Annotated in this window: 24 protein-coding genes, 1 tRNA gene and 1 riboswitch; of the genes, 8 read left to right on the top strand and 17 right to left on the bottom strand. The window is 65.9% G+C overall.

Annotated features, from left to right (window positions below; all coding sequences use genetic code 11):
• Window positions 1–197: 197 nt before the first annotated feature.
• The 3 genes from NS365_RS19115 to NS365_RS19105 all read right to left on the bottom strand — a co-directional run bounded on the left by NS365_RS19115 (window position 198) and on the right by NS365_RS19105 (window position 2,097).
• Window positions 198–272 (bottom strand) — tRNA-Gly (locus NS365_RS19115).
• 80 nt (window positions 273–352) lie between these two features.
• The gene (locus NS365_RS25360; protein ID WP_206612152.1) at window positions 353–778 is read right to left on the bottom strand and encodes a DUF2726 domain-containing protein; all 426 of its coding nucleotides are present in this window, start codon (window positions 776–778) and stop codon (window positions 353–355) included.
• 236 nt (window positions 779–1,014) lie between these two features.
• On the bottom strand, window positions 1,015–2,097 hold the full coding sequence (locus NS365_RS19105) for a 2'-deoxycytidine 5'-triphosphate deaminase (RefSeq protein WP_058601900.1): 1,083 nt from the start codon (window positions 2,095–2,097) through the stop codon (window positions 1,015–1,017).
• 113 nt (window positions 2,098–2,210) lie between these two features.
• Window positions 2,211–2,288: riboswitch (SAM riboswitch) on the top strand.
• A 56-nt stretch (window positions 2,289–2,344) separates the two neighbouring features.
• Here NS365_RS19105 and NS365_RS19100 point away from each other — a divergent pair.
• Together NS365_RS19100 and apaG are read left to right on the top strand one after the other, a co-directional pair.
• Window positions 2,345–3,538: an O-succinylhomoserine sulfhydrylase gene (locus NS365_RS19100; RefSeq protein ID WP_058601899.1), complete on the top strand. Its 1,194-nt coding sequence runs from the start codon at window positions 2,345–2,347 to the stop codon at window positions 3,536–3,538.
• Window positions 3,539–3,645: 107 nt separating this feature from the next.
• On the top strand, window positions 3,646–4,038 hold the full coding sequence (gene apaG, locus NS365_RS19095; RefSeq protein ID WP_058601889.1) for a Co2+/Mg2+ efflux protein ApaG: 393 nt from the start codon (window positions 3,646–3,648) through the stop codon (window positions 4,036–4,038).
• Window positions 4,039–4,094: 56 nt separating this feature from the next.
• Here apaG and NS365_RS19090 read toward each other — a convergent pair whose 3' ends face one another.
• Genes NS365_RS19090 through NS365_RS19080 form a run of 3 tightly spaced genes read right to left on the bottom strand, consistent with a single transcriptional unit; the run spans window position 4,095 to window position 7,283 of the window.
• Window positions 4,095–5,123: an Hsp33 family molecular chaperone gene (locus NS365_RS19090; protein ID WP_058601888.1), complete on the bottom strand. Its 1,029-nt coding sequence runs from the start codon at window positions 5,121–5,123 to the stop codon at window positions 4,095–4,097.
• Window positions 5,116–6,078, bottom strand: coding sequence for an ornithine carbamoyltransferase (gene argF, locus NS365_RS19085; protein ID WP_058601887.1), 963 nt, complete (start codon window positions 6,076–6,078; stop codon window positions 5,116–5,118). Before argF ends, NS365_RS19090 begins: the two co-directional genes overlap by 8 nt.
• Window positions 6,075–7,283, bottom strand: a complete 1,209-nt coding sequence (locus NS365_RS19080) for an aspartate aminotransferase family protein (RefSeq protein WP_058601886.1) — start codon at window positions 7,281–7,283, stop codon at window positions 6,075–6,077. The genes argF and NS365_RS19080 overlap by 4 nt, the downstream gene beginning before the upstream one ends.
• Window positions 7,284–7,667: 384 nt before the next feature.
• On the opposite strand from NS365_RS19080, the gene NS365_RS19075 reads away from it, so the two are divergent.
• Window positions 7,668–8,378 (top strand): GcrA family cell cycle regulator, encoded by a 711-nt coding sequence (locus tag NS365_RS19075; RefSeq protein WP_058601885.1) that lies wholly within the window; start codon window positions 7,668–7,670, stop codon window positions 8,376–8,378.
• A gap of 246 nt (window positions 8,379–8,624) precedes the next feature.
• A complete protein-coding gene (locus tag NS365_RS19070; protein WP_058601884.1) occupies window positions 8,625–8,882 on the top strand; it encodes a DUF3297 family protein in 258 nt (85 codons plus the stop codon).
• A gap of 124 nt (window positions 8,883–9,006) precedes the next feature.
• Here NS365_RS19070 and phoB read toward each other — a convergent pair whose 3' ends face one another.
• The 8 genes from phoB to NS365_RS19030 all read right to left on the bottom strand — a co-directional run bounded on the left by phoB (window position 9,007) and on the right by NS365_RS19030 (window position 17,862).
• Complete coding sequence (phoB, locus tag NS365_RS19065) at window positions 9,007–9,738, bottom strand: phosphate regulon transcriptional regulator PhoB (protein WP_058601883.1); 732 nt, start codon at window positions 9,736–9,738, stop codon at window positions 9,007–9,009.
• A gap of 5 nt (window positions 9,739–9,743) precedes the next feature.
• Entirely contained in the window at window positions 9,744–10,463 is a 720-nt protein-coding gene (phoU, locus tag NS365_RS19060; RefSeq protein ID WP_058601882.1) for a phosphate signaling complex protein PhoU, read from the bottom strand.
• A gap of 60 nt (window positions 10,464–10,523) precedes the next feature.
• Window positions 10,524–11,333, bottom strand: coding sequence for a phosphate ABC transporter ATP-binding protein PstB (gene pstB, locus NS365_RS19055; RefSeq protein ID WP_058601881.1), 810 nt, complete (start codon window positions 11,331–11,333; stop codon window positions 10,524–10,526).
• A 17-nt stretch (window positions 11,334–11,350) separates the two neighbouring features.
• Window positions 11,351–12,676, bottom strand: a complete 1,326-nt coding sequence (pstA, locus tag NS365_RS19050) for a phosphate ABC transporter permease PstA (RefSeq protein ID WP_058601880.1) — start codon at window positions 12,674–12,676, stop codon at window positions 11,351–11,353.
• Window positions 12,676–14,151 (bottom strand): phosphate ABC transporter permease subunit PstC, encoded by a 1,476-nt coding sequence (gene pstC / locus NS365_RS19045; protein WP_058601879.1) that lies wholly within the window; start codon window positions 14,149–14,151, stop codon window positions 12,676–12,678. The genes pstA and pstC overlap by 1 nt, the downstream gene beginning before the upstream one ends.
• A 117-nt stretch (window positions 14,152–14,268) precedes the next feature.
• Window positions 14,269–15,315, bottom strand: a complete 1,047-nt coding sequence (locus NS365_RS19040) for a PstS family phosphate ABC transporter substrate-binding protein (protein ID WP_058601898.1) — start codon at window positions 15,313–15,315, stop codon at window positions 14,269–14,271.
• Window positions 15,316–15,460: 145 nt separating this feature from the next.
• Window positions 15,461–16,741: an ATP-binding protein gene (locus tag NS365_RS19035; protein ID WP_193753486.1), complete on the bottom strand. Its 1,281-nt coding sequence runs from the start codon at window positions 16,739–16,741 to the stop codon at window positions 15,461–15,463.
• Between the two features lie 140 nt (window positions 16,742–16,881).
• Window positions 16,882–17,862 carry a hypothetical protein gene (locus tag NS365_RS19030; protein ID WP_058601877.1) on the bottom strand — a complete coding sequence of 327 codons (981 nt, stop codon included), beginning with the start codon at window positions 17,860–17,862 and terminating at the stop codon, window positions 16,882–16,884.
• Window positions 17,863–18,109: 247 nt separating this feature from the next.
• On the opposite strand from NS365_RS19030, the gene NS365_RS19025 reads away from it, so the two are divergent.
• Together NS365_RS19025 and NS365_RS19020 are read left to right on the top strand one after the other, a co-directional pair.
• Complete coding sequence (locus NS365_RS19025) at window positions 18,110–19,990, top strand: glycoside hydrolase family 15 protein (RefSeq protein ID WP_244496414.1); 1,881 nt, start codon at window positions 18,110–18,112, stop codon at window positions 19,988–19,990.
• Window positions 19,977–20,792, top strand: coding sequence for an SDR family oxidoreductase (locus tag NS365_RS19020; RefSeq protein WP_058601876.1), 816 nt, complete (start codon window positions 19,977–19,979; stop codon window positions 20,790–20,792). Before NS365_RS19025 ends, NS365_RS19020 begins: the two co-directional genes overlap by 14 nt.
• 56 nt (window positions 20,793–20,848) lie before the next feature.
• On the opposite strand, the gene NS365_RS19015 is transcribed toward NS365_RS19020, so the two are convergent.
• A complete protein-coding gene (locus NS365_RS19015) occupies window positions 20,849–21,547 on the bottom strand; it encodes a DUF1013 domain-containing protein (RefSeq protein ID WP_058601875.1) in 699 nt (232 codons plus the stop codon).
• Between the two features lie 115 nt (window positions 21,548–21,662).
• On the bottom strand, window positions 21,663–22,664 hold the full coding sequence (locus tag NS365_RS19010; RefSeq protein ID WP_058601874.1) for an NAD(P)H-quinone oxidoreductase: 1,002 nt from the start codon (window positions 22,662–22,664) through the stop codon (window positions 21,663–21,665).
• Between the two features lie 387 nt (window positions 22,665–23,051).
• Between NS365_RS19010 and NS365_RS19005 the strand changes: the two genes are divergently transcribed.
• A complete protein-coding gene (locus NS365_RS19005) occupies window positions 23,052–23,576 on the top strand; it encodes a DUF1465 family protein (protein WP_058601873.1) in 525 nt (174 codons plus the stop codon).
• Window positions 23,577–23,728: 152 nt separating this feature from the next.
• On the opposite strand, the gene rpmE is transcribed toward NS365_RS19005, so the two are convergent.
• Window positions 23,729–23,950: a 50S ribosomal protein L31 gene (rpmE, locus tag NS365_RS19000; protein ID WP_058601872.1), complete on the bottom strand. Its 222-nt coding sequence runs from the start codon at window positions 23,948–23,950 to the stop codon at window positions 23,729–23,731.
• Window positions 23,951–24,116: 166 nt separating this feature from the next.
• Here rpmE and NS365_RS18995 point away from each other — a divergent pair, with 166 nt between their 5' ends.
• Window positions 24,117–25,928, top strand: a complete 1,812-nt coding sequence (locus NS365_RS18995; RefSeq protein WP_058601871.1) for an ABC transporter transmembrane domain-containing protein — start codon at window positions 24,117–24,119, stop codon at window positions 25,926–25,928.
• Window positions 25,929–26,084: the final 156 nt, after the last annotated feature.

Here is a 26,084-nt window from a genome sequence, read left to right as displayed (position 1 = left end):
CTACGCCCGCCCGCTCTGTCATTCCGCCGCTGCCCGCTGGGCCGCTGCCGATGAGCGGCTTATGCTCCATCCCGTTGCCGTTGGCAAGCGGCTTTGTGAAGAAAACACGAAACTTTCGAGACCAACCCCGACAGCGGTCACACCACGCAAAACGGCCTCCCCAGAGGCCAAACAGAACCAAAGTTTTGGAAAAGGATTGGAGCGGGCGATGGGGATCGAACCCACGACATCCAGCTTGGGAAGCTGGCGTTCTACCGCTGAACTACGCCCGCGTCTGACAAAGACGTAGCGCAAGCACCGTGCCGACGCAAGCGGATCAAAGCGGGTGAACCTGAGGAAAAAGGAGGACGGTTCAGACCCGACCAGCATGCCCGGAACGTGCGCCCCGGCCCGGCTCGACGTCGCTCAGCGCGGCGTCGATCAGCGCCCAGGTTGCAGCGCGCCCGGCCTTGGCCGGGACTTCCGCCAAGGGGATGCCAACGCGCTCCAAGACGGTGCGTTTGACAAGCATTCGCTCTGCCGCGTCGCCCGAAAGATCATGACCCGTGCCGTGATATTCCACCACAAGCCGAGGCTCGCCGGCTCCGTCCACGACAAGAAAGTCCACGCGCTTGCTGTTATAGGAGCGAAAGGCGGCGCGCTGTCTCCAATCTCGCGGGTCATAGGCGGTGCGCACGAAAGCGCCCATCGCGACCTCGAAGGAGACGCGCCAATCGGGCCGATACTTCGCGATCCAGGCATCCAGACTGCCCAAGACGCGCTGGGCTTCCTTGTTCACCGGGCGCACGGCGCGCAGGTTTGCCGCCGCGATGAAGCGAAGCTGATTGTCCGCGCTGGAGAGATCGTTCTCTTCGGCAAACTGGCGACGGCGCGCTTCGTCCGCCCGCAGGGCTTTGAGCTCGCGCGCCAGAGAGGCTGCGCGCCGGCCGCGCCAGAAGGCCCAAAGCGCCAGCGCCAGAACGATGGCGCCGAGGGCAAGGTCCGTCCGCAGTCCGCCGGAGAGGAAGACGCCGCTCAGACGAAATGCTTCGACAGCTTCAACCCCTGCGCCTGATAGTTGGAGTTGAGATCGAGGCCGTAGAGCCGGTCCGGCAGCGAGGCCATGCGCTCGTAGACGAGGCGGCCGACGATCTGCCCGTCTTCCAGAATGAAGGGCACGTCATGGCTGCGCACTTCCAGAACCGCGCGGCTGCCGGTGCCGCCCGCCGGGCTGTGGCCGAAGCCGGGGTCGAAGAAGCCGGCGTAATGCACCCGGAACTCGCCGACCAGCGGGTCGAAGGGCGTCATCTCCGCCGCATAGGCGGGGGGCACATGCACGGCTTCCTTGGAAACGAGGATATAGAATTCGTCGGGGTCGAGCACGAGTTCGCCCGTTCCCGAGCGGTGGATCGGCTCCCAGAAGTCGAGCACCGGCTGCGCGGCGCGCTTGTCGACATCGACGACGCCCGTGTGGCGCTTGCCCCGATAGCCGACGAGCCCGCCGGCATCGCCCTTGAGATCGATCGACAGCGCGATGCCGCCGCCCGAGATGTTGGCATCCGGCGCGCTGGTGAGGCGCGCCTCAGCATGAAGCGCGGCCAGTTCTGCCTCGCCGAGTTGCGCGTCGCCGGTGCGGAAGCGAATCTGGCTGAGGCGCGAGCCGGGGCGCACCACGATCGGGAAGGTGCGCGGGCTGATCTCGATGAAGAGCGGGCCGTGATAGCCGGCCGGCACCTTGTCGAACTCCTGCGCACCATCGACAAGGACGCGGGTGAAGATATCGAGGCGGCCGGTCGAGGACTTCGGATTGGCGGCGGCGCGGATCTCGGCCGGCAGGGCCAGCGCTTCCTGAAGCGGCACGACATAGACGCAGCCCGTTTCCAGAACCGCCCCGCCCGTCAGGTCGATCTCGTGCATGGAAAAGCGGGCGAGCTTGTCGGCGACGCTGACGCCGCGCCCCGGCAGGAAGCTCGCGCGCACGCGGTAGGCCCGCGATCCCAGACGGAGGTCGAGGCTGGCCGGCTGGATCTGGTCGGCGTCGAAGGCGCGTTCGGCCCGAATGCCGCCCGCCTCGAAAAGCCTCGCAATGTCTCGATCAGGAAGAATACCGCCGCTCATGAGCGGGCCATACAGCGATATGGGCCAAAAAGCGAGATCGGCCGCCAGCAACCGTTCAGCATTGTAAAAATCGGAGCTCTCGCCCGATTGATTTGTCGGAAGCGGCGGATTATGCGTGAGGCTGTGGTGATTTTGCCGGCCGGCTTGCAGCCACGTTAAACAACTCGCTAAAGGGCCGTTTCTCGAGTTCTCCCGAGCGGTCCCGAAGGCGTAGCTTCTTCCAAGCCGGCCCCTCGGAGTGATCCTCATGTCCAAGCCTGACGAGACCTCGCGCCTTCGGCCCGCCACGCAGATGGTGCACGGGGGCACGATGCGCTCCGGCTTCGGCGAGACATCCGAGGCGCTCTTTCTCACGCAGGGCTTCGTCTATCCGACGGCCGAGGCCGCCGAAGCGCGCTTCAAGGGCGAAGAGCCCGGCTATGTCTATTCGCGCTACGCCAACCCGACGACGCGCATGTTCGAAGAGCGGATGATGGCGCTGGAAGGCGCCGAGGACGCGCGCGCCACCGCCTCCGGCATGGCCGCGATCTCGACCGCGCTGCAATGCGCCGTGAAGGCGGGCGATCATGTGGTCGCCGCGCGCGCCCTGTTCGGCTCCTGCCGCTACATCATCGAGACCGTGCTCGGCCGCGCGGGCGTCGCCTGTACGCTGGTGGACGGGCGCGATCTCGACCAGTGGCGCGCCGCCGTCCGCCCGGAAACCAAACTCTTCTTTCTGGAGAGCCCGACCAACCCGACGCTGGAACTGGTGGACATCCGCGCCGTCGCGGACATCGCCCATGCGGCGGGCGCGGTGCTGGTGGTGGACAATGTCTTCGCCACGCCCCTGCAGCAGAAGCCGCTGGAGCTCGGTGCCGACGTCGTCGTCTATTCGGCCACCAAGCATATCGACGGCCAGGGCCGGTGCCTCGGCGGCGTCATCCTCTCCTCCAAGGAGTGGATCGAGAAGAACGTTCAGGACTTCTTCCGCCATACCGGCCCCTCGCTTTCGCCCTTCAATGCCTGGACGTTGCTCAAGGGCTTAGAGACCCTGCCGCTGCGCGTGGCGCAGCAGACCTCCAACGCCGCGCGGCTAGCCGATGTGTTCGCGGCCTCGCCCAAGGTCGCCAGCGTCATCTATCCCGGCCGGGCCGACCATCCGCAGGCGGAACTCGTCAAGCGGCAGATGAGCGGCGGCTCGACCCTTCTCGCGATCGATCTGGCGGGCGGCAAGGAGGCGGCCTTCCGCTTCTCCAACGCCCTTCAGATCGTCAAGATCTCGAACAATCTCGGCGACGCCAAGAGCCTCATCACCCATCCGGCGACGACGACGCACAAGAGCCTGACCGACGAGGCCCGCGCCGAACTCGGCATCGGCCCCGGCCTCCTGCGCCTGTCGGTCGGCATCGAGGATGTCGAGGATCTGGTGGAGGATATCGCGCGGGCGCTCGCCGCAGCCTGACCTCAGGCGCTACTGCCTTGCGCCCGCCCTCATCGGCGGGCACACAAGGCATGAGTTCCAACGGTGGGCCGCCCGTGTGGCCCACCCTGCATCAGGCCCGACCCGTCATGTACAAGGCGACGACCCGGCATATCACCGTATCGGTAAGCCCGAGCTTCCTTCCCGAGCAATCCGACCCGGCGGAAGGGCGCTGGGTCTTTGCCTATCGCATCGAAATCGAGAACGGCTCGCGCGAGACGGTTCAGCTGCGCTCGCGCTATTGGCACATCACCAATGGCAGGGGTCAGGTCGAGGAAGTGCGCGGTCCCGGCGTCGTCGGCGAGGAGCCGATCCTCTCGCCCGGCGATAGTTTCACCTACACGTCCGGCTGCCCGCTCGGCACGCCGTCCGGCATCATGCGCGGCTCGTTCCGCATGGAAACCGCCGATGGGCGCGGTTTCGATATCGAAGTGCCGGCCTTCTCGCTGGACGCGCCGGAGACCCTTCGCGTCCTGAACTGAAGCTGACCTAAAGGGAGCGGCGAAAGGGAAAGCCCCTCGCCGCTCCTGAAGCCTCGTCAGTTCTTCGGCGTCTCGTCCTGAGTATCAGCGTGATCATGCGTGAATTCGTCGGGCGAGAAGCTGTAGGCTTCGCCGCAGAACTCGCAGGTCACGTTGATCTTGCCGTCCTCGACGCTCTCGGCAATGTCCTCTTGCGAGAAGTTCTCGAGAACGCCCTTGATCTTCTCGCGGGTGCAGGAGCAATTGTCTCGCACCGGCGTCGGCGGAAAGACGCGCACGCCCCGCTCGTGGAAGAGGCGAAACAGAAGCCGCTCCACGCCGACTTCCGGATCGGCCAGTTCCGAAGCCTCGATCGTGCCAACCAGTGCCTGAACTTCCGTCCAGGCATCGTCTTCCTCGAACACGTGCTCCTCGGCGCCTTCCGGCGCGTCGCCGCCCGGCAGATCGGGCATCCGCATCCGCTCCGGCGCGTTCGGCAGGAACTGCGCGATCAGCCCGCCCGCGCGCCAGCTTTCCTTGAAGCCGCCGGTTTCGGCACGCCGCGCGATCTTGGCAACCGCCAGGCGCACGGTGGTCGGGATCTGCTCGGACTGGCGGAAATAGTTCTCCGCCACCGCTTCCAGCGAGACGCCGTTCAGTTCCACGATGCCCTGGTAGCGCTGCGTATGTGGGCCTTGATCGATCGTCAGCGCCAGAATGCCGACGCCCAGAAGCGAAGGCGGATCGGCGCGATGCTCGGCCACGGCCTCGGCCAGACGCTCGGCGTCGAAGCGGGCATAGGCGCGCACGCTGGAGGGCGCGCTGTAGTCCACGACGAGAAGGTCCACCGGACCGTCGGTCTGCGTCTGCGCGATGAACTTGCCGTCGAACTTCAGCGAGGTACCGAGCAGGACGGTGAGCACGATCATCTCGGCCAGAAGCTGCGAGACCGGCGCGGGATAGTCGTGCCGCGCCAGAATCTGATCCACCATCGCGCCGAGTTGGACGGCGCGACCGCGCGCGTCCAGGGCCTCGACCGCGAAGGGAACCACCGCGTCGTCGCCGGCAAAGCCGATGTCGCCAAGCTCGAGCGAGGAATCAGCCATGCGATGCGACATCCCCGAAGACCCAGGCGAGGATCGACTTCTGGGCATGAAGCCGGTTCTCGGCCTCGTCGAAGACCACCGATTGCGGCCCGTCGATCACCGCATCCGTCACTTCCTCGCCGCGATGGGCGGGGAGGCAATGCATGAAGAGCGCTTGCGGGTTGGCGTGCGACATGAGCCGCTCGTTCACCTGATAGGGCAGGAACACATTGTGCCCACGCGCCTGATCCTCGCGGCCCATGGACACCCAGGTGTCGGTGACGACGCAATCGGCGCCCGACACGGCCTCCACCGGATCATGCGTCAGATGGAGCCGCGTACCCGCTTCGCGCGCCGCCGCGACATAGCGCGGATCGGGCTCGGAGCCTTCGGGCGTGGCAATGCGAAGCGAGAAATCGAAGCGGCCGGCCGCCTCGATCAGCGAGTTCAGGACGTTGTTGCCGTCGCCCGACCAGGCGAAGGTCTTGCCCTGCACCGGCCCGCGATGCTCCTCGAAGGTGAGGAGATCGGCCATGATCTGGCAGGGATGCGTGTCGTCGGTCAGCGCGTTGATGACGGGCACGGTCGCCGCCTCGGCCATTTCGAGAAGCCGCGAATGCTCGGTCGTGCGGATCATGATCGCGTCGACATAGCGCGACAGGACGCGCGCCGTGTCGGCGATCGTCTCAGCGCGGCCGAGCTGCATCTCCGAGCCCGACAGGAACAGCGTCTCGCCGCCGAGCTGGCGCATGGCGACGTCGAAGGAGACGCGGGTGCGCGTCGAGGGCTTCTCGAAGATCATGGCGAGCATCCGCCCTTCGAGCGGACGCGCGCCCTTGCGGCCCTGCGCCTTGCGCTCGCGCGCATCCTTGAGGATGGCGCGCAGATCGCCCGGCGTGGTGCAGGAGAGATCGATGAAATGCCGCACCGACGAGGCGTCGGCGGGCGATGCGATGGCCGCGGAAAGGGAACTCATGCCGCGCTGCTTTCGGACTGGGACTGGGACAGATCGGCGACGGCGGCTTCCAGCCGGCCCATCGCCTCGCGGATTTCCGCTTCCTTGACATTGAGCGGCGGCAGGAAGCGCACGACGTTGTCGCCGGCAGGCGCAGCGAGCATGGCGTGTTTGCGCAGCGCCTCGATCAACTGCGTGTTCGGCACCACCATCTTGAGACCGATCAGAAGCCCCTCGCCGCGCACTTCGGCGACGACATCGGGATAGCGATCCGCCAGCGAGGCGAGGCTCTGCTTGAAGAGAAGCGCGTTGCGGCGAACCTCTTCCAGGAAGCCATCGGCCAGAACCACGTCGAGCACGGCATTGCCCACGGCCATGGCGAGCGGATTGCCGCCGAAGGTCGTACCATGGGTGCCCGGCGTCATGCCCTTGGCGGCCTCGGCCGTGGCAAGGCACGCGCCGAGCGGGAAGCCGCCACCAATGCCCTTGGCCGAGGCCAGGATGTCGGGCGCGACGCCGGAATTCTCATAGGCATAGAAGCGCCCGGTGCGGCCAACGCCGGTTTGCACTTCGTCATAGACGAGAAGCAGGCCATGCTCGTCGCAGAGCTGGCGCAGGAGCTTCAGGAAGCCCGTCTCGACGGTGCGAATACCGCCCTCGCCCTGGATCGGCTCGATCAGGATCGCGGCCGTCTCCGGGCCGATGGCCGCGCGCAGCGCCGCCTCGTCACCGAAGGGCACCTGATCGAAGCCCTCGACCTTGGGGCCGAAGCCTTCCAGATATTTGGCCTGACCGCCGGCGGCGATGGTCGCCAGCGTGCGCCCGTGGAACGCGCCCTCGAAGGTGACGATGCGGAACCGCTCCGGATGGCCCGAAACATATTGATAGCGCCGCGCCGTCTTGATGGCGCATTCCAGCGCTTCCGCACCCGAATTGGTGAAGAACACCTTGTCGGCGAAGGACGCCTCGACCAGCCGCTGACCCAGCGTCTCCTGTCCCGGCACGTGGAACAGGTTGGACGTGTGCCAGAGTTTGCCGGCCTGCTCGGTAAGGGCCGCCACGAGATGGGGATGGGCATGGCCGAGCGAGTTCACGGCGATGCCGCCGGTGAAGTCGAGGAAGGTCCGCCCGTCGCTCGTGTGCAGCCAGACGCCCTCCCCTCGCTCCACGCGAATGTCCGCGCGCGCGAATGTGGCAAACAGCGGATTATCGTGGAACTCGGCCATGGCGATACTTCTCGTTGGCATGGACATTGGCGATGACGGCGGCCCGACAGGCGGCCGGAGCGGGCGAAATCGAAGTGCCTCGCAAGGGCCAGCCTATACCATGGGGACGACGCGAATTGTCAACGAAAGCCGAAGTTTCGGCACTTGGGCCCAGCAAGGACTTCCGCGCGCGTCATTCTTCCGCCATAAGCTGTTGAAAAGCGGATGAAATGATTCGGGCGACGGCGAGGTCTCTTGCCGCCCTTCGCGCTTGCGTTCTAGAAACGTCTCGGACACCAGATTTCGTGTGGGAAGCCCCGCCGATCCGCAAGGGATCGATGGGTGCCTTGGATGTTGGCGACCGCGCCGCCCGCCCGCAGCGACTTGAGTACGAGGAGTCTGTTCATGAGTTGGACCGAGGAGCGCATCGAGCTGCTCACGCGTCTTTGGGGCGAAGGCCGCAGCGCCAGCCAGATCGCGGCGGAACTGGGCGGTGTCACCCGCAACGCCGTAATCGGCAAGGTTCACCGGCTGAAGCTGGACAACCGCCCCAAGGGCGGATCGGACGAGAGCGTCGCCGAGATCACCCCCGCCGCCATTCCGGTGGCCGTCGCCGCACCCTCGCCGGCCCCGGTGCCCGAGCCCGTCGTCGTCGTGGCGCAGGCCCCCGCGCCGCGCCCGGAGCCGGAGGCCGCCCCCGTGCCGCAGAGGCCAACGCCGGCCCCATCCATCGCGCCAGCGGCCGCGCCTGCCCCGGCCGCACCGCGCATCCTGACGCCGACCTTGCCTTCGACGCCGCCGTTGCGCGCACCCATGCCGCAGCGCCAGCCGATGGTGCATTCCATCGGCGCGACCGCGCTGAAGATGTCTCCGGAGACGGAAGCGTTCGAGGACGCGCAGATCTTCGGCCATTCCGAAGGCGGCGAAGTGGTGCCGATGTCGCGCAATCTGACGCTGGTGCAGCTGTCGGAGCGCACCTGCAAATGGCCGCTCGGTGATCCGCTGAGCCCGGATTTCCGCTTTTGCGGCAACCACTCGCAGGACTCCTCGCCCTACTGCAAGCACCACGCGCGCATCGCCTTCCAGCCCGTCTCGGAGCGCCGCCGCGTTCGCTAACTCAACGGTGGGCTTTCTCAGACCCTGATGTGAGACCCGGCAGCGCCAGCGGCCGGGTTTCTTTTTGCTCCTCGCTCGCGAGCGCCGCGCCCATCTCCTCGCCACCGAGAAACCGTCTCCCGCTGCGCGCCGTCATGCTCTATGGAGGGGCACCGGATGCACATCGGAGGGCGAAGGCCCGGCGCGCGAAGGCGTGCAGCCCAGAGCCGTTTCGCATCCCTTGTCCCTACGTCAGAAGGCCATGCCATGACCGATACACCGACCTTGCCCGACCGCCTCGCGATCGACCCGGACAGCCCGCATTACGACGAGGCGCTTCTGGCGCGCGGCGTCGGCATCCGCTTCAACGGCGCGGAAAAGACCAATGTCGAGGAATATTGCGTCAGCGAAGGCTGGGTGCGCGTGGCCGCCGGCAAGGCGAAGGACCGCCAGGGCAAGCCGCTTCTGATGAAGCTGAAGGGCACGGTCGAGCCCTATATCAAGGACGACGCGGCCGAGGGCTGAGCCCAAGCGGTCGAGCGGGCGGGATCGGTGCCCGAGGGCGCTTCTCACTCCTGAAACAACAACGGCGCGACAAGCCCCTGCTTGCCGCGCCGTTTTCGTTTCGAACCCGCTTGCGGGGAAGCCGTCAGCTGGCTTCCGCGCGCTGCGCCGAGGCCGGACGCGGGCTGGTGAAATTCTCGTCCAACGAATAGCCCGCGCCGCGAACGGTGCGGATCGGATCGCGCTGTCGCCCGCGATTGATCGCCTTGCGCAAACGGCCGACATGCACATCCACCGTGCGCTCGTCGACATAGATGTCCCGCCCCCAGACGCCGTCGAGCAATTGCTCGCGCGAGAAGACGCGGCCGGGCGACTGCATCAGGAATTCCAGAAGGCGGAACTCGGTGGGTCCGAGCTTGACCTCCCGCCCGGCCCGGCGAACGCGGTGCGTTTCGCGGTCGAGATCGAGATCTCCGGCGACGAGCTGGCTGGAAATGCGTTCCGGCTTCACGCGCCGCAGCATGGCTCGCACGCGGGCCATCAGCTCGGGCGTCGAGAACGGCTTCACGACGTAATCGTCCGCGCCGACCGACAGGCCGCGCACCCGCTCCGACTCCTCGCCGCGCGCCGTCAGCATGATGATCGGCAGGCGCTCGGTCTCCGGCCGCGTGCGAAGACGCCGGCACAGCTCGACGCCCGACAGGCCCGGCAGCATCCAGTCGAGCAGGAGCAGGTCCGGCACGGCTTCCTTGAGCCGCAGATCCGCCTCGTCGCCGCGGGCGATCACATCGACCTCGTAGCCCTCGGCCTCCAGATTGTAGCGCAGAAGAACGCCCAGCGCGTCCTCGTCCTCGACGACCGTGATCCTCGGCCCCATGGCGCTTACCCGTTCGCGCCGGGCATGGGCGCGGCGATCGAGGGCGTCGAGTCGCTCTTGGGACGCTCGGCCTCCATCTGCGTGCCGGTCTTGATGTAGTAGACCGTCTCGGCGATGTTGGTCGCGTGGTCGCCGATCCGCTCGATATTCTTGGCCGAGAAGAGGAGATGCGTGCAGGCCGTGATGTTGCGCGGATCTTCCATCATATAGGTCAGGAGTTCGCGGAACAGCGAGGTGTAGAGCGCGTCGATCTCGGCGTCGTGGGCACGGATTTCCAGCGCACGCACGGCGTCGCGCGTGGCGTAGACGTCGAGAACGTTCTTCAGCTGCTCCAGCGCCAGCTCCGACATGTGCTCGATCCCGCGCACCAGCTGAACCGGCTGCTTGTGATCGTTCACCGCGATGACGCGCTTGGCGATGTTCTTGCCCAGATCGCCGATCCGCTCCAGATCGCTGGAGATACGGATCGCGCCGACGATCTCGCGCAGATCCTGCGCCATGGGCTGGCGCTTGCCGATCGTCATCACGGCGCGCTCGTCCACCTCGCGCTGGAGCGTGTCGAGAAGGATGTCGTCGGCGACGACGGACTGGGCGAGGCCCCAGTCGGAGCGGATCAGCGCCGACACGGCCTGTTCCACCATGCGCTCGGCCTGGCCACCCATTTCGGAGATGCGGCGCAGGATGAATTTCAACTCGTCATCATAGGAGGAAACGATGTGTTCCATGATGCGAACTCCCTGTTCTGGCGGGGTCAGCCGCGCGCGGCGGCGCGGCCGGGCGCGAGGTTAGCCGAAGCGGCCGGTGATGTAGTCCTGCGTACGCTTGTCGTCCGGGTTCTGGAACATCTTCTCGGTCGGTCCGACCTCGACGATCTTGCCCAGATGGAACATGGCCGTGCGCTGCGACACGCGGGCGGCCTGCTGCATCGAGTGCGTCACGATCACGATCGTGAAGTTCTGCTTCAGCTCGTCGATCAGTTCCTCGACCGTGGCGGTCGCGATCGGGTCGAGCGCCGAGCAGGGCTCGTCCATCAGGATCACCTCGGGCGACACCGCGATGGCGCGCGCGATGCACAGGCGCTGCTGCTGGCCGCCCGACAGGCCCGTGCCGGCGTCATGAAGGCGGTCCTTCACCTCCTGAAACAGGCCGGCCTTGCGCAGCGAGGTGACCACGATCTCTTCCAGATCGGTCTTCGACTTGGCGAGCCCGTGGATTTTCGGCCCATAGGCGACGTTCTCGAAGATCGACTTCGGGAACGGGTTGGGCTTTTGGAACACCATGCCGACGCGGGCGCGCAGTTCCACCACGTCGATCTGCGGGTTGTAGATGTCCTCGCCGTCCAGCGTGATCAGGCCCTTGACCTTGGCGCCCTCGACCGTGTCGTTCATGCGGTTGAGCGAGCGCAGGAAGGTGGACTTGCCGCAGCCCGAAGGGCCGATCAGCGCCGTCACCTGACGTTCGTAGACGTCGAGATTGACCTCGAACAGCGCCTGTTTCGCGCCGTAGAAGACCGAGACGCTCTCGCCCTTCATCTTGCTGGCGAAGGCGGGCGCGCTGGTCTTCGGGGCGGCGGTCAAATGAAGATTTTCCATCATATAAAATCCGATCGTTCCTACCAGCGACGCTCGAAGCGACGACGAAGCAGAATGGCGGTGACGTTCATGACCGCCAGGAAGAGAAGAAGCACGATGATGGCGCCCGAGGTGCGCTCCACGAAGGCGCGCTCGGCCTCGTTGGCCCACATGTAGATCTGCACCGGAAGAGCGGTCGCGGGGTCCATGGGCGTTGCGGGATAGTTGGCGACGAAGGCCACCATGCCGATCAGGAGGAGCGGCGCGGTTTCGCCCAGCGCATGGGCGAGACCGATGATCGTGCCCGTCAGAATGCCGGGCATGGCCAGCGGCAGCACATGCTGGAACACGGTCTGCATCTTGGATGCGCCGAGCCCCAGGGCGGCGGCGCGGATCGAGGGCGGCACGGCCTTCAACGCGGCGCGGGTCGCGATGATGATCGTGGGCAGCGTCATCAGCGTCAGGACGAGGCCGCCGACCAGCGAGGCCGAGCGCGGTAGGCCCATCCAGTTGATGAAGACGGCGAGACCCAAGAGGCCGTAGACGATCGAAGGCACAGCCGCGAGATTGTTGATGTTCACCTCGATGAGGTCGGTGAAGCGGTTCTTGGGCGCGAACTCTTCCAGATAGATCGACGCCGCGACGCCGATCGGCAGAGCCAGCACCAGAACGATGCCCATCATGTAGAGCGAGCCGATCAGGGCGACGCCGACGCCCGCCGTCTCGGCGCGGGCGGAAGCGCCGAAGGTGAAGAGCCCGGTGTTGAAGCGCTGCTCCATCGCGCCCTTGGCTTCGAGATCGTGAATCCAGGCGAGCTGCTGGTCCTTGATCGGACGGCGCGCTTCCGGGATCGACAGATCGAACTGCCCCTTCACGGCCGAGTCGACCGTCGAGTTGGCGTAGACCCAGACATCCTGCGTCGTGCCGATGATCGAGAGATCGTCCAGCACCATGTTGGCGAGCTGGGCACGCACGCCCTGCGACACGAGCTGCATGGCCGAGGCGACGGCGGCCCGGTTGTTCGGGTCGATGCCGAGTTCCTTCACCAGCGCGTCCTGCACGAGGCGCGGGTAATTCACCGTGCGCAGGATCGTCGGGTCGGCTTTGGCCTTGTCGTTCGGATCGATGATGCTCTTGGAGAAGGTGACCGGCAGGCGGATCTGGGTCTGGAAGAAGGCCGTGTAGCCCTGCCCGATCACCGTCCAAAGAAGGATGGCGAGGAAGATCATGCCGATGGCGATCGCACCCTGACCATAGAAGCGGAAGCGACGTTCGGCGGCATAGCGACGGCGCAGGCCGATGTCGCGCCGCGCGGGGCGCGCGGAGGTCGGAACGGCGTCCGAGCGGGAAATCGTCGTATCGCTCATCAGTCGTACTGCTCCCGGTACTTGCGCACGATGGCAAGGGCGATGATGTTGAGGATCAGCGTCATCACGAAGAGCGTGATGCCGAGCGCGAAGGCCACGAGGCTTTGCGGCGAGGTGAAGTCGAGATCGCCCGTCAGCTGCGAGACGATCTTGACCGTCACGGTGGTCATGGCCTCGAACGGGTTGAGTGTGATGTTGGCCGCGATGCCGGCCGCCAGAACCACGATCATGGTCTCGCCGATGGCGCGCGAAGCGGTGAGCAGCAGCGCCGAGACGATGCCGGGCAGCGCCGCCGGCAGCACGACCTTCTTCACCGTTTCGGAGGGCGTCGCGCCCAGCCCCATCGAGCCGTCACGCAGCGAGCGCGGCACGGCGGTGATGATGTCGTCCGAGAGGGACGAGACGAAGGGGATCAGCATGATGCCCATCACGAGACCGGCGGTCAGGATCGACTGCGCCTGGATAAAGCCGGTGAAATTGCCCGTCAGCAGCCCGTTGATGTCGGCCGAGATGTCGCGCAGGAACGGGCCGACCGTGATCAGCGCGAAGAAGCCGTAGACGATCGTCGGAATGCCGGCCAGCACTTCGAGCAGCGGCTTGACGATGGAGCGCACGCGGCTGGACGCATATTCGGCCATGTAGATGGCGGCGAACAGGCCGACCGGCACGGCGAAGAGCATGGCGACGAAGGCGATATAGAGAGTGCCCGCCAGAAGCGGGATGATGCCGAACTGCCCGGCCGCCTGCGACCCGGCGGCGGCAAAGCGTGGCTCCCACACCGTTCCGAAGAAGAAGCTCGAGGGCGAGATACGGCTGAAGAAATCGATGCTCTCGAACAGCATCGAGCAGACGATGCCGACCGTCGTCAGAATGGCGATCGAGGAGCAGAGGATCAGGAAGACCTTGACGATCCGCTCGACCTTGTTGCGCGCGCGCAGACGAACCGCGATGCGGGACAGGGACAGGAAGAGCCCGGCGACCGCAACCACCAGAACGGCGCCCGTCATGGCCAGACGGCTCACGTCCTCCATGTGGTTCTTCTCGACGGCGATCGGAACCATCGCGTCCGTCGCGCCGCCCGGAAGCGGAATGCCGCGACGCTCGAACAAGGGCTTGATCTGGGCGATGCCGGCTGTCTCGAGGCCCACCTGCTCATCGGCGGGAAGCGCGCGAATGCCTTGACCCAGCGAGCGCACGAGGCTGCGGCCGAGCGAGGAGGAGGCGCTCTGCGTATCGGCTTCGATACGGCGCTCGACGGTGGAGAAGACGACAATGGGCGAAATCGCGAGCCAGGCGGCCATCAGGAGAAAGGCCGGGACCACGGCCCAGGAGAAGACATAGGACCCGTGATAGACCGGGCGGGAATGGATTTTGGCGCCGGGCGCGTCGGGCAGCGCCGCGCCTTTGCGGCGTCCCAGCACGAAGCCCACAAGGCCAATCGCCAGAACAATCAGAATGAGAGCAAATACGGACACCGTTCGCCGTCCCCCGAAGGATCATCAGCCTCGCGCTTCCCCTCTCAGGTCGCGGACGGCTGGCGGTGAAAGTGAAGAGGCCGACCCTTGGGCCGGCCTCCCATCGAAGAAGATGGATTATTCGGCGATCGTGGTGCCGGCTTCGAAAGCCTTGCGGGCTTCTTCGCGCTGCGCCTCAGGGGCCGGCACGAGGCCGTACTGGGCGAGCGGGCCGTCGGGGCCGATCATCTGATCGTCGAGCCAGAAGGTCACGAACTCCTTGAGGCCCGGAACGACGCCGAGATGCGCCTTCTTGACGTAGAAGAACAGCGGACGCGACACCGGATACTGGCCGGACGCCACGGTCTCGACCGAAGGCGTGACGCCCGAGACGGTCGCGACCTTGAGCTTGTCCTGGTTCTGGTCGTAGAAGGCCAGGCCGAAGACGCCGACGCCCTGCGGGTTGGCGGCGATGCGCGCCAGGGTCTCGGTGTAGTCGCCGGCAACGTCCACGGCCTTGCCGTCGTTGCGGATCTGGTGGCACTGCTTCTCGGCGGCCTTGTCGTCCATGCCGGACTTCTTGAAGGCTTCGAGCGCGCCGGAGGACTTGCAGCCGGCGACGACCGTCTTCTCTTCGAAGACTTCGCGCGTGCCGTGGTTCTCGGCCGGGATGAAGGCGATGATGTCCTGGTTCGGCAGCGAGGCGTCGACATCCGACCACTTGGCGGCGGCGTTGTCCACGACCTTGCCGTCCTTGACGACCTTGGCGGCCAGCGCCTTGAAGATCGTCTCCGGCGTCAGGACGAAGCTCGGGCCGGACGCCGAGGAGGCGAAGACGATGCCGTCATAGCCGAAGCGAACCTGCTGAATTTCGGTAACGCCGGAATCCTTGCAAGCCTTCTTCTCGGAGTCCGAGATCGGGCGCGAGGCATTGGCGATGTCGACCGTCTCCGGGCCGACGCCCGCGCAGAACTGGCGGAAGCCGCCCGACGTGCCGCCCGACTCCACGACCGGGGTCGGGAAGTCCGGGAAGATTTCGCCGAAATTCTGCGCCACGATCTGCGCGTAGGGCAGAACGGTCGAGGAACCGGCCGCATGAACCGGCTGCGTGCTCTGCGCGAAAGCCGCGCCGGTCGTCATGACGGCCGCGCCGAGAGCGAGCGTGGCGAAGAGGGACTTGATCACAGGCGTTTCTCCATCGAAACGTTTCGAATGCGAACCGCCGGACAAGATCAAAGGACGCGGCGTTGTTCGAGGCCGGTCTAGCCGGCCGACGCAACCTGTCTATGACAAAGCCATATCCGATTTATGACAGTCTAAGCTATTGATTTCACGCAGCCTTGCCGGACGACCTCACAGAAGCCAGCCGGAAGCGCACCGAGAATGTCGAGCCTTGCCCGGGAATCGAGGCGATCGATAGCCGTGTGTTGTGGCGTATCAACACGTTTCGCACGATGCTGAGGCCGAGGCCCGTGCCCCGCGCCCGCGCGCTTCCGTCCTCCACCCGGTAGAAGCGCTCGGTCAGACGCGGCACGTGTTCGGGCGCGATGCCCCGGCCGAAATCGCGCACGAAGGCCTCGACCGTGTCGGGGCCGCGCGTCAGGCCGATCTGGATGCGCCCGCCCCCGTCGCCGTATTTCATGGCGTTTTCGGCGAGATTGCCGAAGACCTGAACCAGTTCGTCATGGTCGCCATTGACCAGCGCTTCGCCCTCGTCCAGCCCGACGAGTTCCAGCGCCAGCTCCTTCTCCGCTGCGGTCGGCGCCGATTGCTGCGCCACGACGCGCAGAACGGAGGCGATGTCGGCTCGCTCGCCCGGCTCCAGCCGGCGGCGCATCTCGATACGCGACAGAGACAGGAGATCGTCGATCAGGCGCGACATGCGCCGGGCCTGATCCTGCATGATGTCGAGAAACTGCGCGCGCGCCTTGGGGTCGTCTCGCGCCGGGCCTTTCAGCGTTTCGATGAAGCCCGACAGCGAGGCCAGGGGCGTGCGCAATTCGTGGCTGGCATTGGCGACGAAATCCGTCCGGATCTTCTCGATCCGGCGCATCTGCGTGCGGTCGCGAAACAGCGCCAGAAAGAAATGCGTCTGCGCTTCGCCCGGCATGGGCATGGGCAGGATATCAACGGCCCAGGCGCGGTCGGAGGGGGCGCGCTCGGCATATTCGGTCAGCTGCGGCTCGTCCGCCTCGATCGCCTCGGCCATGGCGGCGATGAATTCGGGCGCGCGAAAGCGCATGGCGATCGGATCGCCCAGCACCATGTTGCCGAAGGTCTGAATGCCAACGGCGTTGGAGAAGCGCAGCGCGAGATCGCGGTCCAGAACGAAGGCCGGCTCGCGCATCGCGTTCACCACGCTCTTGACGCTGGCATTGGGCCAGAGCGGCGCGACCTCGCCGACCTTGCCGGCTTTGGCGCGGAGCGATGCGCGCGCGCTGCGCTGAATCAGCTCGACCAAGGCGCTCAGCACCAGAACCCCGGCGACGACGGGGCGCAACTGCGGAATCACCCAAGCCGCCCAGACGAGCGCCCCGACCAGAACCAGCGTGGAAAGCGAGATAAAACTGCCACGACGCGCACCGCCGCCGGGTAAGCCTGTCTCGGTCATGCCAATGGACATCATCGCTCCGCTTGCGCATCCCGATCGAACAAGCGACACGATTCGCATGTTCGATCGTCAATCAGATGACACGAAGCGGTCATTTCTCACGAAAAATCGAGAGCAAGTTTCAGCGACGTCGCGGCAGCTCAGCCGAGCTGGCGCAGCCGCAGGGAATAGATGTCCACATCGTTGGTCTGCCCCGCGACACCCGGCGCAATGGCGATGCTGGTATCGTTGCTGGCCACGGCCGGAACGGTGACATCGAAGACGAAGGCCTCTTCCGGCATGTCGGTGGTGAAGCGCTGGCTGTCGCAGAAGCTTCGGCTGCCGACGAGGCAGCGAACGGAGAATTCGCGCGGCGTGCCATCGGGCGAACCGGCGACGATTTCGATGCGCACGTTTCGCCCGGCGATCTGATGCAGCGTCCCCGGCCCGACCGCCAGAAGCGCCTCGTTCGGGCTGCCGGCCGGCGCCGAAATGCGCACGGCCTCGCGCGCACTGTCCTTCTTCACCGCCTCGATGCGCCCGCCCGCGGGAGTCGAGAGACGTTCGAGGTCGTTGCCGTCGAACACGTCGATCCAGGCGAGTTTGGGAAGCGTATCGACCGCTTCCGTCGAGCCCGTGACCTCCGGGGTGTCGCGGCCGCGCAGCGCGCCCGTGATGGCATAGGCGAGAAGCCCCAGCCCGAGCGCCAGAAGAGCGGCCAAGGCAGGCACCTTCCAGCTTGGCAAAGCGCGGGTCTTTTCGTCGGATGCGCGCGGTCGGCCCGGCGTCCAGCCGCCATCCTCGCCCCGCTCGTCCCGCTCGTCACCGTCCGGCGCGGCGTGCGGATGAGCTTCATCCGTCAGCCGTTCCTCGTAGGGCTCCGGCTCGTGCTCATCAGGATGGGGTTCGGCGGAATAGCTCTGCGGAGCAAAGCTTTGCGGCGCGAAGTCGGCCTCGACGCGGTTGATCGTTTCGGCCAGGCGCGAGCGCTGCTCGTGGGCGATCCCCTCCTCCGCGCCGCGCGCCTCCAGCATCCGCTCCAAGGCCCGTTCGGAGGCGGCATAGATGCTCTCCCGAAAGGCGGGATCGCGCGCGTCGCCGCCTTCGAGGGCTCGTCGCAGGCTGTCTTCCATGGCGCTCATAGTCACTCCGAACTGCGTCAGCCAGCGGGGGTAAGGTACGCTTACCTCCGCTGCTTCGAACGTCGTGGATACTGAAAGCAGGCGGATGGAGCAATTGAAAGGCGCGCATCCCGTTCGTCTTGCCTTTTTACGTAAAAGGTCAGCCGCCTTCCCCACGGGCCTTCCGCCGCGCGAGACCCCCGAGCTGACTTTACTTCCCGGCCAAACGACCAATGTGTCACGCCTGCCCGACCAACAGGTTTTTGTGATGCAGTCCGTTTCCGCCCCCGCGCTGCCGAACCCGATTTCCGCCCATGGCGTGATCGGCGACATGAACACCATCGCCCTCGTGGCGCAGGACGGGCGGATCGATTTCTTCTGTCATCCCAATGTCGACTCACCCAGTCTGTTCGCCGGGCTGCTCGACACCGACAAGGGCGGCGAGTTCCGGCTCTGGGCCGAAGGTGACGCGCTGGCCTGTCGGCAAATCTATCTGCCCGACACCAATATTCTCCTCACACGCTTTCTGGGCGCGAACGGGATCGGCGAGATCACCGATTTCATGCCGATCGATGGCTCGGGGCGCATCGTGCGCCGGGGCAAGGCGATCATGGGCCCGGTGCGCTTTCGCGTACAGATTCGCCCGCGCCCCGAATATGGCTCGATCCACCCGGACTTCCGAGCCATTCCAGGCGGCTTCGCCGTGTCCTGGGACCGCGCGTCGGATGGCGGGCGCGAAGAGGTCTTCTTCTATTCCTCGATCCCCTTGCAGGTCGAGAACGGCACGATCTCCGGCGAGGTGGACCTGAAGGAGGACGAGTCGGTCTATGTGATCTTCTGCCCCGGCCGGAAGGACGCACCGAAGATCGAGCCCGGATACGCGCGCGCCGCCTTCGGGCAGACGCGCGAATTCTGGCACCGCTGGGTGAAACAAGGGCGCTATCCCACCTTCTGGCGCGAGCTGGTGGTGCGCTCGGCGCTGACGCTCAAGCTTCTCACCTCGGCGCGCCATGGCTCGATCGCGGCCGCCGCGACGTTCGGCCTACCGGAGGTCGTGGGCGGCGAGCGCAACTGGGACTATCGCTTCTGCTGGGTGCGCGACAGCGCCTTTACGCTCTACGCCCTGTCGCGGCTGAACTATTTCGACGAGGCGGAAGCCTTCATCCATTTCCTGATGGAGCGCATCGTCGAGCCGCATGAGGATGTCGAGTCCGGCCTCCAGATCATGTACGCGATGGACGGCGCGGAGAAGCTGCCCGAAGTTTCGCTTGACCATTTGAGCGGCTATCTCGGCTCGCGCCCGGTGCGCGTCGGCAACGCCGCCTATCGCCAGCGCCAGATGGACATTTTCGGCGAGTTCATGGACGCGGTCTATATCGCGACCAAGGCGCGCGGGAAGCCGGCCTATGCGGTCTGGGCCAAGCTGTCGCGGCTGATGGACTGGCTCTGCGACCACTGGCACCTGCCCGACAAGGGCATCTGGGAAAGCCGGGGCGAGGACCGCGAATATCTGTCCTCGCGCCTCATGTGCTGGGTGGCGCTCGATCGCGGCATGAAGATCGCCGAGCAGGAATCCCTACCGGCCGACATCCTGCGCTGGCGTTCCGAGCGCGACGCGATCCAGCGCAGCATTCTGGAGGAGTTCTGGAACAAGGACCTGGGCGCCTTCACCCAGTTCAAGGGCTCCTCAACGCTCGACGCCGTGGTTCTCCTGATGCCGCTCGTGAAGTTCATCAACCCGCGCGACCAGATGTGGACCTCGACGCTGAAGGCCGTGCAGGCCAATCTCGTCCATGACTGCCTTGTCCGGCGCTACATCAACACCGACGAGAACCATGACGGGCTGGAAGGCGAAGAAGGCTTCTTCACCATCTGCTCCTTCTGGTATGTCGAGGCCTTGGCGCGCTCCGGCTTCGTTGCGGAGGCCCGACTTCTGTTCGAGAAACTGCATTCCTACGCCAATCACCTCGGCCTTTATTCCGAGGAACTCTCCACATCCGGCGACCATCTCGGCAATTTCCCGCAGGGGCTGACGCACCTGTCGCTGATCTCGGCCGCGATCTGGCTCGACCGGGCGCTGTCGTCGCATTCCGACGACCCCGTGAACGCCTCCCATCAGATGATCGAGGACCCCGATGGCATCTACTGATCTTCATTCCCTTCACGGCCAGACCGCGCTCGTGACCGGCTCCTCCTCCGGCATCGGCGAGGCGATCGCGGTGGAACTCGCCCGCGCTGGCGCGGATATCATCGTGAACTATCGCGGCTCGGCCGACAGCGCGAAGGGCACGGTGGACAGTGTCGAGGCGCTGGGCCGGCGCGCCGTCGCGGTGCAAGCCGACGTTTCGGTCGAGGCCGATGTCATCGCCATGTTCGATCAGGCGGAAGCGGCGCTGGGGCCGCTCGACATCGTCGTGTCGAATGCCGGCTTGCAGCGGGACTCGGCCATCGCCGACATGTCGCTGGACGACTGGAACACGGTGATCTCCACCAATCTGACGGGCGGCTTCCTGGTCGGGCGCGAGGCGATCCGGCGCTTTCGCAAGAAGGGACTGCGCGAGGATGTCAGCCGCTCGCTCGGCAAGCTCCTCTTTGACAACTCGGTGCACCAGCGCATTCCCTGGGCCTTCCGCGTCAATTACGCGGCCTCCAAGGGCGGCTTGCGGCTGTTGATGGAATCGCTGGCGCAGGAGGTCGCGCACGAGAAAATCCGCGTCAACGCCGTCGCTCCCGGTGCCATCGCGACCGCCATCAATCAGTCGGAGCGCGAGAAGCCGGGCGGCTTGGACGCCATGCTCAAGCTCATTCCCTATGGGCGCATCGGCGAGCCCGCCGATATCGGGCGCGTCGCGGCCTTTCTCGTGTCGGACGCGGCCGACTACATCACCGGCCAGACGCTGTTCACCGATGGCGGCATGACGCTCTATCCCGAGTTTCGCGGCAACGGCTGAAACGAGAAAGGCGGCCCCATAGGCCGCCTTTTTTCATTCCGCGATGCCGACGCGCCTCAATAGGCTTCGTCTTCGCTTTCCTCGGGCTCGGTGCGGCGCATGGAGGAGAGCTTGGCGAAGACGGCGGCCGCGTCCAGCTCTCCGTCGTCCTCGCGCGGGGCGGGACGGTAGTTCTGCGTCTGTGCGGCCGACAGGAGGCGCTCTTCCTCGGCGAGTTCCTCCGGGCGGGGCATTCCGCGCGAGGCCTTCTCGACTTCCAGATCGAGGTCTATCTGCGAGCAGAGGCCGAGCGTCACCGGGTCCATCGGCTGGAGATTGGCCGAGTTCCAGTGCGTGCGCTCGCGGATCTGCTCGATCGTGTGCTTGGTCGTGCCGACGAGGCGCGAGATCGCGTTGTCCTTCAGCTCGGGATGGTTGCGCACCAGCCAGAGGATCGCGTTCGGACGGTCCTGCCGCTTGGAAACGGGCGTGTAGCGCGGTCCCTTGCGCTTGGCCTCCGGCACGCGAACCTTGGGCGGCGCGATCTTCAGCCTGTGGCGCGGGTCCTTTTCCGCGCGCACGATCTCGTCGCGCGTCAGCTGCCCCGTGATGATGGGGTCCATGCCCTTGATGCCCTGCGCCGCTTCGCCATCCGCGATCGCCTTCACCTCGAGCGGGTGCAGGGTGCAGAATTCGGCGATCTGCTCGAAGGACAGCGAGGTGTTGTCCACCAGCCAGACGGCCGTGGCCTTCGGCATCAGGAGCTGCTGAGCCATGGGTAATAGTCTCCTAGTGGCCCCCCGGGAAGGCGGGCTGTGGTCATGCCACGAATGCGGGAATTAACGCGAACTATAGGGGGTGCCAGCCGCAATCGCAAGGAAGTCCGGCGATCTATTGCCGGCCGGTCACGAGCACGATCTTGCCGATATGATCGCGCTCCATGTGCCGATGCGCTTCGGCGGCCTCCACCAGCGGATAGGTCGCCTCGATCAACGGGCGCACGCGGCCCGATTCGAGATGCGGCCAGACCTTCTCGCGCAGATCCGCCGCCAGCGCCGCTTTGAAAGCATGGTCGCGCGCCCGCAGGGTCGAGCCGGTGAGTACGAGGCGCTTCTGCATGACGAGGTTCAGATCGATCTCCACCTTCGCTCCTTGCAGAAAGGCGATCTGCACGATGCGCCCATCGACCGCCGCAGCCTGAAGATTGCGGTTCGTATAGTCGCCGCCCACCATGTCGAGCGTCAGATCGACGCCATGCCCATCCCGCCAGTTCTTCAGCGCCGCCACGAAATCCTCACGGCGATAGTCGACTGCGAGATCGGCGCCCAGCGCGCGCGCGGCTTCAAGCTTTTCCGGGCTGCCCACCGTCGTCGCCACATGCGCGCCGAAGGCGTGGGCCAGTTGGATCGCCGTGGTGCCGATACCGGATGTTCCGCCATGCACGAGGAACGTCTCGCCCGCCACGAGCCGCCCGCGCTGGAACACGTTGTGCCAGACGGTCAGGAAGGTTTCGGGAATGGCGGCGGCTTCGCTGAAGCTCAAAGCGCCGGGGATCGGCAGCGCGCTGCCCGCATCCGCCAGTGCGAATTCGGCATAGCCCCCGCCCGGCAGAAGCGCCATGGCCGTGTCGCCCTCGCGAAAATTCGAGACGCCCGGCCCGACGGCGGCCACGCGACCGGCGACCTCCAGCCCCGGCCAGTCCGGTGCGCCTTCTGGCGCGGGATAATAGCCCTTGCGCTGGAGAATGTCGGGCCGGTTCACGCCGCTTGCATGAACCTCGATCAGGATTTGCCCCGCGCCCGGACGAGGCACGTCGACTTCGCGCGGCACCAGAACCTCGGGCTCTCCGTGGCCATCGAGGGCGACGATCGTCATGGTGCGCGGCAGGATCATGGGCTCGGTGCCTTTCAAAGGGCATGAATGGGCGGCGCGGTTGCGCTGCCCAACATGGTGAGCAGGAAAGATAGGGTTTGTGTCGAGAATCGCGAGCCGCGCTAACCAAGCATTTACCCTGTCTGGATAAAGCTGTGATTGTCCAATTCGTTGGATGGCGACCCTGATGGTTGTCGACGTCTCCCTGTTGAAACTTGATAGAGCCGCTCCGTGCGGCTCTCTTTTTTTCCGCGATTCAGCAGGCGCGCCCGCTCGGCCGTTAACCAATTCGCAGCGAATGGGGTTGCGCCTGAGGGAGCTTGGGTAGAGGGTTTTGCGTAACGAGTTCGTCCGGCAGATGACCGCACGAACCATGCAACGATTCCTCCCGAGGCTGGTTTTCCCCTGATGACACAAAAGCCGTCCGATCAGACCTCATTCCAGACCGTTCGCATCGCGGAGCGCCTCGCCTTTTCGGCGTCGTTCCAGCCGATCTTCGATACGGGCATGAATCTGGTCGATGAGACTGCGGCCTATCTCGACGGAGATGGGCGCCGGGACGCCAAATCCCTCTCGAGGGGTGCCGCGACCCTTTACGCCGCCGAGTCTATGCGCCTGACCACGCGCCTCATGCAGGTTGCCTCCTGGCTGCTGCTCCAGCGCGCCGCCAACCAGGGCGACATGTCGCGCTCGCAGGTCGAGGCCGAGAAGGGCAAGGTTCGGCTCGACAGCGAAGCGGAGGGCGTGGATTCGCCGTTCTATGACGAACTGCCGGTCTCCTTCCGTGGCCTCGTCGAGCGCGCCCTGCTTCTGGAGCGGCGCATCGCCATGCTCGATCGCGAAATCTACGGCTCGCCCGCGCCGGAACCGGACGCGGTTCACAATCCGGTCGGCCAGCAGATCGACCTTCTGCGCACCGCCTTCGCCATGTAATTCCGCCACGCCGCAAAGCTGGCCAGTTTCACGCCGCCGCGCCTTCGGGTTCGGCGGCGTTTTCGTATGCGCCGAACTGGTGAGAGAAGCGCGCAGGCACAAAAAAACCCGGCGCGATGGCCGGGCTTTTTCGAAACACAAGGGTCGGCAGATTAGATGCCGAGGCCTTCGTAGCGCTTCTTGAAGCGCGACACGCGGCCACCGCGATCCAGCATCTGCTGGTTGCCGCCGGTCCAGGCCGGGTGGCTGGTCGGGTCGATGTCGAGGTTCAGCTTGTCGCCAGCCGCGCCGTAGGTCGAGCGGGTCTGGTACTCGGTGCCGTTCGTCATGACGACGGTGATGTTGTGGTAGTCGGGGTGAATGTTCTGCTTCATGATGCCCTCACAGCCGATACGCGCTCGCACTCACCAAGCCCGTCTGGCCGCCCCGAGGGAATCGGGCCAAGCGAACTGGAATGAGGAGCGCGATCGCTTTCAAATTCAAGGGCGAGCCTATACATGAGGGGGGGTTAGCGCACAAGGCCGCAAAGGCGATCCCATCTTGGCACGATCCGACGAGAAGAGCGGGGGCGAAAAAAGGCCCCGCACGCTAAAGCCCCTCGCCCGTCTTTGGCCCTATGTCAGACGCCACCGAAAGCTGGTGGCCGGCGCGCTGTTCTTTCTGACACTGGCCTCCGTCACGACCTTGTCCTTCCCGCTCGCGGTGCGCCGCGTGGTGGATCACGGTTTCATGTCGGGCGACACGGGCTTCGTGGACACGTATTTCGCCACCCTCGCCGTGCTCAGCCTCGTGCTCGCGCTGGCCAGCGCCGGGCGCTATTATTTCGTGATCACGATCGGCGAGCGCATCGTGGCGGAGCTGCGCAAGGACGTGTTCTCCCATGTCATGCGCCTGTCGCCGGGCTTCTATGACCGCAATCTTTCGGGCGAGATCGTCTCGCGGCTGACGGCCGACACGGTGCAGATCAAATCCGCCGTCGGGGCCACGGCCTCGCTGGCGCTGCGCAACATCATCCTGTTTCTCGGGGCCATCGCCATGATGGCCTATACGAGCCCCAGCCTGTCGCTGGTGGTGATATCGGCCATTCCCCTGATCGTTCTGCCGCTGGTGGCCTTCGGGCGCTCCGTGCGCCGCCGTTCGCGCGCAGCGCAGGATCGGCTGGCGAGCGCCAGCGCCTATGCGGGCGAGGCCATCGGCGCGGTGCGTGCCGTGCAAGCCTTCACCGCCGAGCCCGCCGCCCGCCGCCGCTTCGGCCAGGCGGTGGACGAAGCCTTCGAGGCTGCCCGCCGCTCAGTCACGGCGCGCGCCTTTCTCACCGCTTTCGCCATCTTCCTCATCACGGTCTCGATCATCATCGTGCTATGGATCGGCGCGCATCGCGTCGTCGCGGGCGCGATGACGGCCGGCACGCTCGGCCAGTTCCTGCTCTATGCCGTCTTCGCCGCTTCCAGCCTTGGGCAGCTTTCGGAAGTCTGGGGCGAGTTGACGGCGGCCTCCGGCGCGACGGAGCGCCTGTCCGAGCTTCTGGAAGAGGAACCCGCCATCGCCTCCCCGGCGGTGCCAACGCCCCTCCCCTCCCCGGCGCGGGGGCGCCTGCAGTTCGACGCCGTGTCCTTCCGCTATCCGGGCGCGCCGGAGCGGCCAACGCTCAGCGAGGTCGATTTCGACATTCGCCCCGGCGAGACCGTGGCGCTGGTCGGCTCGTCGGGCGCGGGCAAGTCCACCGTCTTCGCGCTGATCGAGCGCTTCTACGATCCGAGCGAAGGCCGCGTGCTGCTGGACGGCGTGGATATCCGAGAGGCCGATCTGCGCGAGCTTCGGGCGCGCATCGCCTTCGTGCCGCAGGATGCCAGCATCTTCGCCGGGAGCGTCGCCGACAACATCGCCTTCGGGGCCGACGACGCGCCGCGCGAGGCGATCATCGCGGCGGCCCGCGCCGCACAGGCGGACGGGTTCGTTCAGGCCCTGCCGGAGGGCTACGACACCGTGATCGGCGAGCGCGGCGTCACGCTCTCGGGCGGCCAACGCCAGCGCATCGCGATCGCCCGCGCCATCTTGCGCGACGCGCCGGTCCTACTTCTGGACGAGGCGACCTCGGCGCTGGATGCCGAAAGCGAGGTGCTGGTGCAGCGCGCGCTAGAAGGGCTGATGGGCCAGCGCACGACGCTCGTCATCGCGCACCGTCTGGCCACGATCCTGAAGGCCGACCGCATCCTGGTCATGGATGGGGGACGCATCGTGGAAGAAGGCACCCATGCCGCGCTGATCGCACGCGGCGGGCTGTATTCGCGCCTCGCGCGCCTTCAGTTCGACGCCGGCCGCGAGGCTCTAGCCTCGACGGCGGCGGAGTAAGGCACGAACGGAAGCTCCGAAGGCGTCCTGGTGGGACGCCTTCCGGGTGTCTGTGCAGCGATCATTCCCCGGAAGGGCTCGGCCGCACCGTGAGCTGAAAAAATAACAGGCGCGCTCGCTTACGTCCGGCCCGAGCTTGTTATCACACGTGCAACA

It is taken from the genome of Aureimonas ureilytica (assembly GCF_001475935.1).
GTDB classification, from domain to species: domain Bacteria; phylum Pseudomonadota; class Alphaproteobacteria; order Rhizobiales; family Rhizobiaceae; genus Aureimonas; species Aureimonas ureilytica_A.
The sequence above is the reverse complement of the archived record's forward strand: the minus strand, read 5'-3'. Positions and strand labels throughout refer to the sequence as shown.

What these genes read in the sequence shown, in the direction of transcription:
- pstA (WP_058601880.1), bottom strand. Translation starts at nt 12,676, where the DNA reads ATGAGCGATACGACGATTTCCCGCTCGGACGCCGTTCCGACCTCCGCG.
- rpmE (WP_058601872.1), bottom strand. Translation starts at nt 23,950, where the DNA reads ATGAAGCAGAACATTCACCCCGACTACCACAACATCACCGTCGTCATG.
- NS365_RS19015 (WP_058601875.1), bottom strand. Translation starts at nt 21,547, where the DNA reads ATGGCTCAGCAGCTCCTGATGCCGAAGGCCACGGCCGTCTGGCTGGTG.
- NS365_RS19090 (WP_058601888.1), bottom strand. Translation starts at nt 5,123, where the DNA reads ATGGCTGATTCCTCGCTCGAGCTTGGCGACATCGGCTTTGCCGGCGAC.
- phoB (WP_058601883.1), bottom strand. Translation starts at nt 9,738, where the DNA reads ATGGGGCCGAGGATCACGGTCGTCGAGGACGAGGACGCGCTGGGCGTT.
- NS365_RS19100 (WP_058601899.1), top strand. Translation starts at nt 2,345, where the DNA reads ATGTCCAAGCCTGACGAGACCTCGCGCCTTCGGCCCGCCACGCAGATG.
- NS365_RS19030 (WP_058601877.1), bottom strand. Translation starts at nt 17,862, where the DNA reads ATGAGCGCCATGGAAGACAGCCTGCGACGAGCCCTCGAAGGCGGCGAC.
- NS365_RS19025 (WP_244496414.1), top strand. Translation starts at nt 18,110, where the DNA reads ATGCAGTCCGTTTCCGCCCCCGCGCTGCCGAACCCGATTTCCGCCCAT.
- apaG (WP_058601889.1), top strand. Translation starts at nt 3,646, where the DNA reads ATGTACAAGGCGACGACCCGGCATATCACCGTATCGGTAAGCCCGAGC.
- NS365_RS19080 (WP_058601886.1), bottom strand. Translation starts at nt 7,283, where the DNA reads ATGGCCGAGTTCCACGATAATCCGCTGTTTGCCACATTCGCGCGCGCG.
- argF (WP_058601887.1), bottom strand. Translation starts at nt 6,078, where the DNA reads ATGAGTTCCCTTTCCGCGGCCATCGCATCGCCCGCCGACGCCTCGTCG.
- NS365_RS19035 (WP_193753486.1), bottom strand. Translation starts at nt 16,741, where the DNA reads ATGACCGAGACAGGCTTACCCGGCGGCGGTGCGCGTCGTGGCAGTTTT.
- pstB (WP_058601881.1), bottom strand. Translation starts at nt 11,333, where the DNA reads ATGATGGAAAATCTTCATTTGACCGCCGCCCCGAAGACCAGCGCGCCC.
- NS365_RS19010 (WP_058601874.1), bottom strand. Translation starts at nt 22,664, where the DNA reads ATGATCCTGCCGCGCACCATGACGATCGTCGCCCTCGATGGCCACGGA.
- NS365_RS19070 (WP_058601884.1), top strand. Translation starts at nt 8,625, where the DNA reads ATGACCGATACACCGACCTTGCCCGACCGCCTCGCGATCGACCCGGAC.
- NS365_RS19020 (WP_058601876.1), top strand. Translation starts at nt 19,977, where the DNA reads ATGGCATCTACTGATCTTCATTCCCTTCACGGCCAGACCGCGCTCGTG.
- NS365_RS19075 (WP_058601885.1), top strand. Translation starts at nt 7,668, where the DNA reads ATGAGTTGGACCGAGGAGCGCATCGAGCTGCTCACGCGTCTTTGGGGC.
- NS365_RS19105 (WP_058601900.1), bottom strand. Translation starts at nt 2,097, where the DNA reads ATGAGCGGCGGTATTCTTCCTGATCGAGACATTGCGAGGCTTTTCGAG.
- phoU (WP_058601882.1), bottom strand. Translation starts at nt 10,463, where the DNA reads ATGGAACACATCGTTTCCTCCTATGATGACGAGTTGAAATTCATCCTG.
- NS365_RS19005 (WP_058601873.1), top strand. Translation starts at nt 23,052, where the DNA reads ATGACACAAAAGCCGTCCGATCAGACCTCATTCCAGACCGTTCGCATC.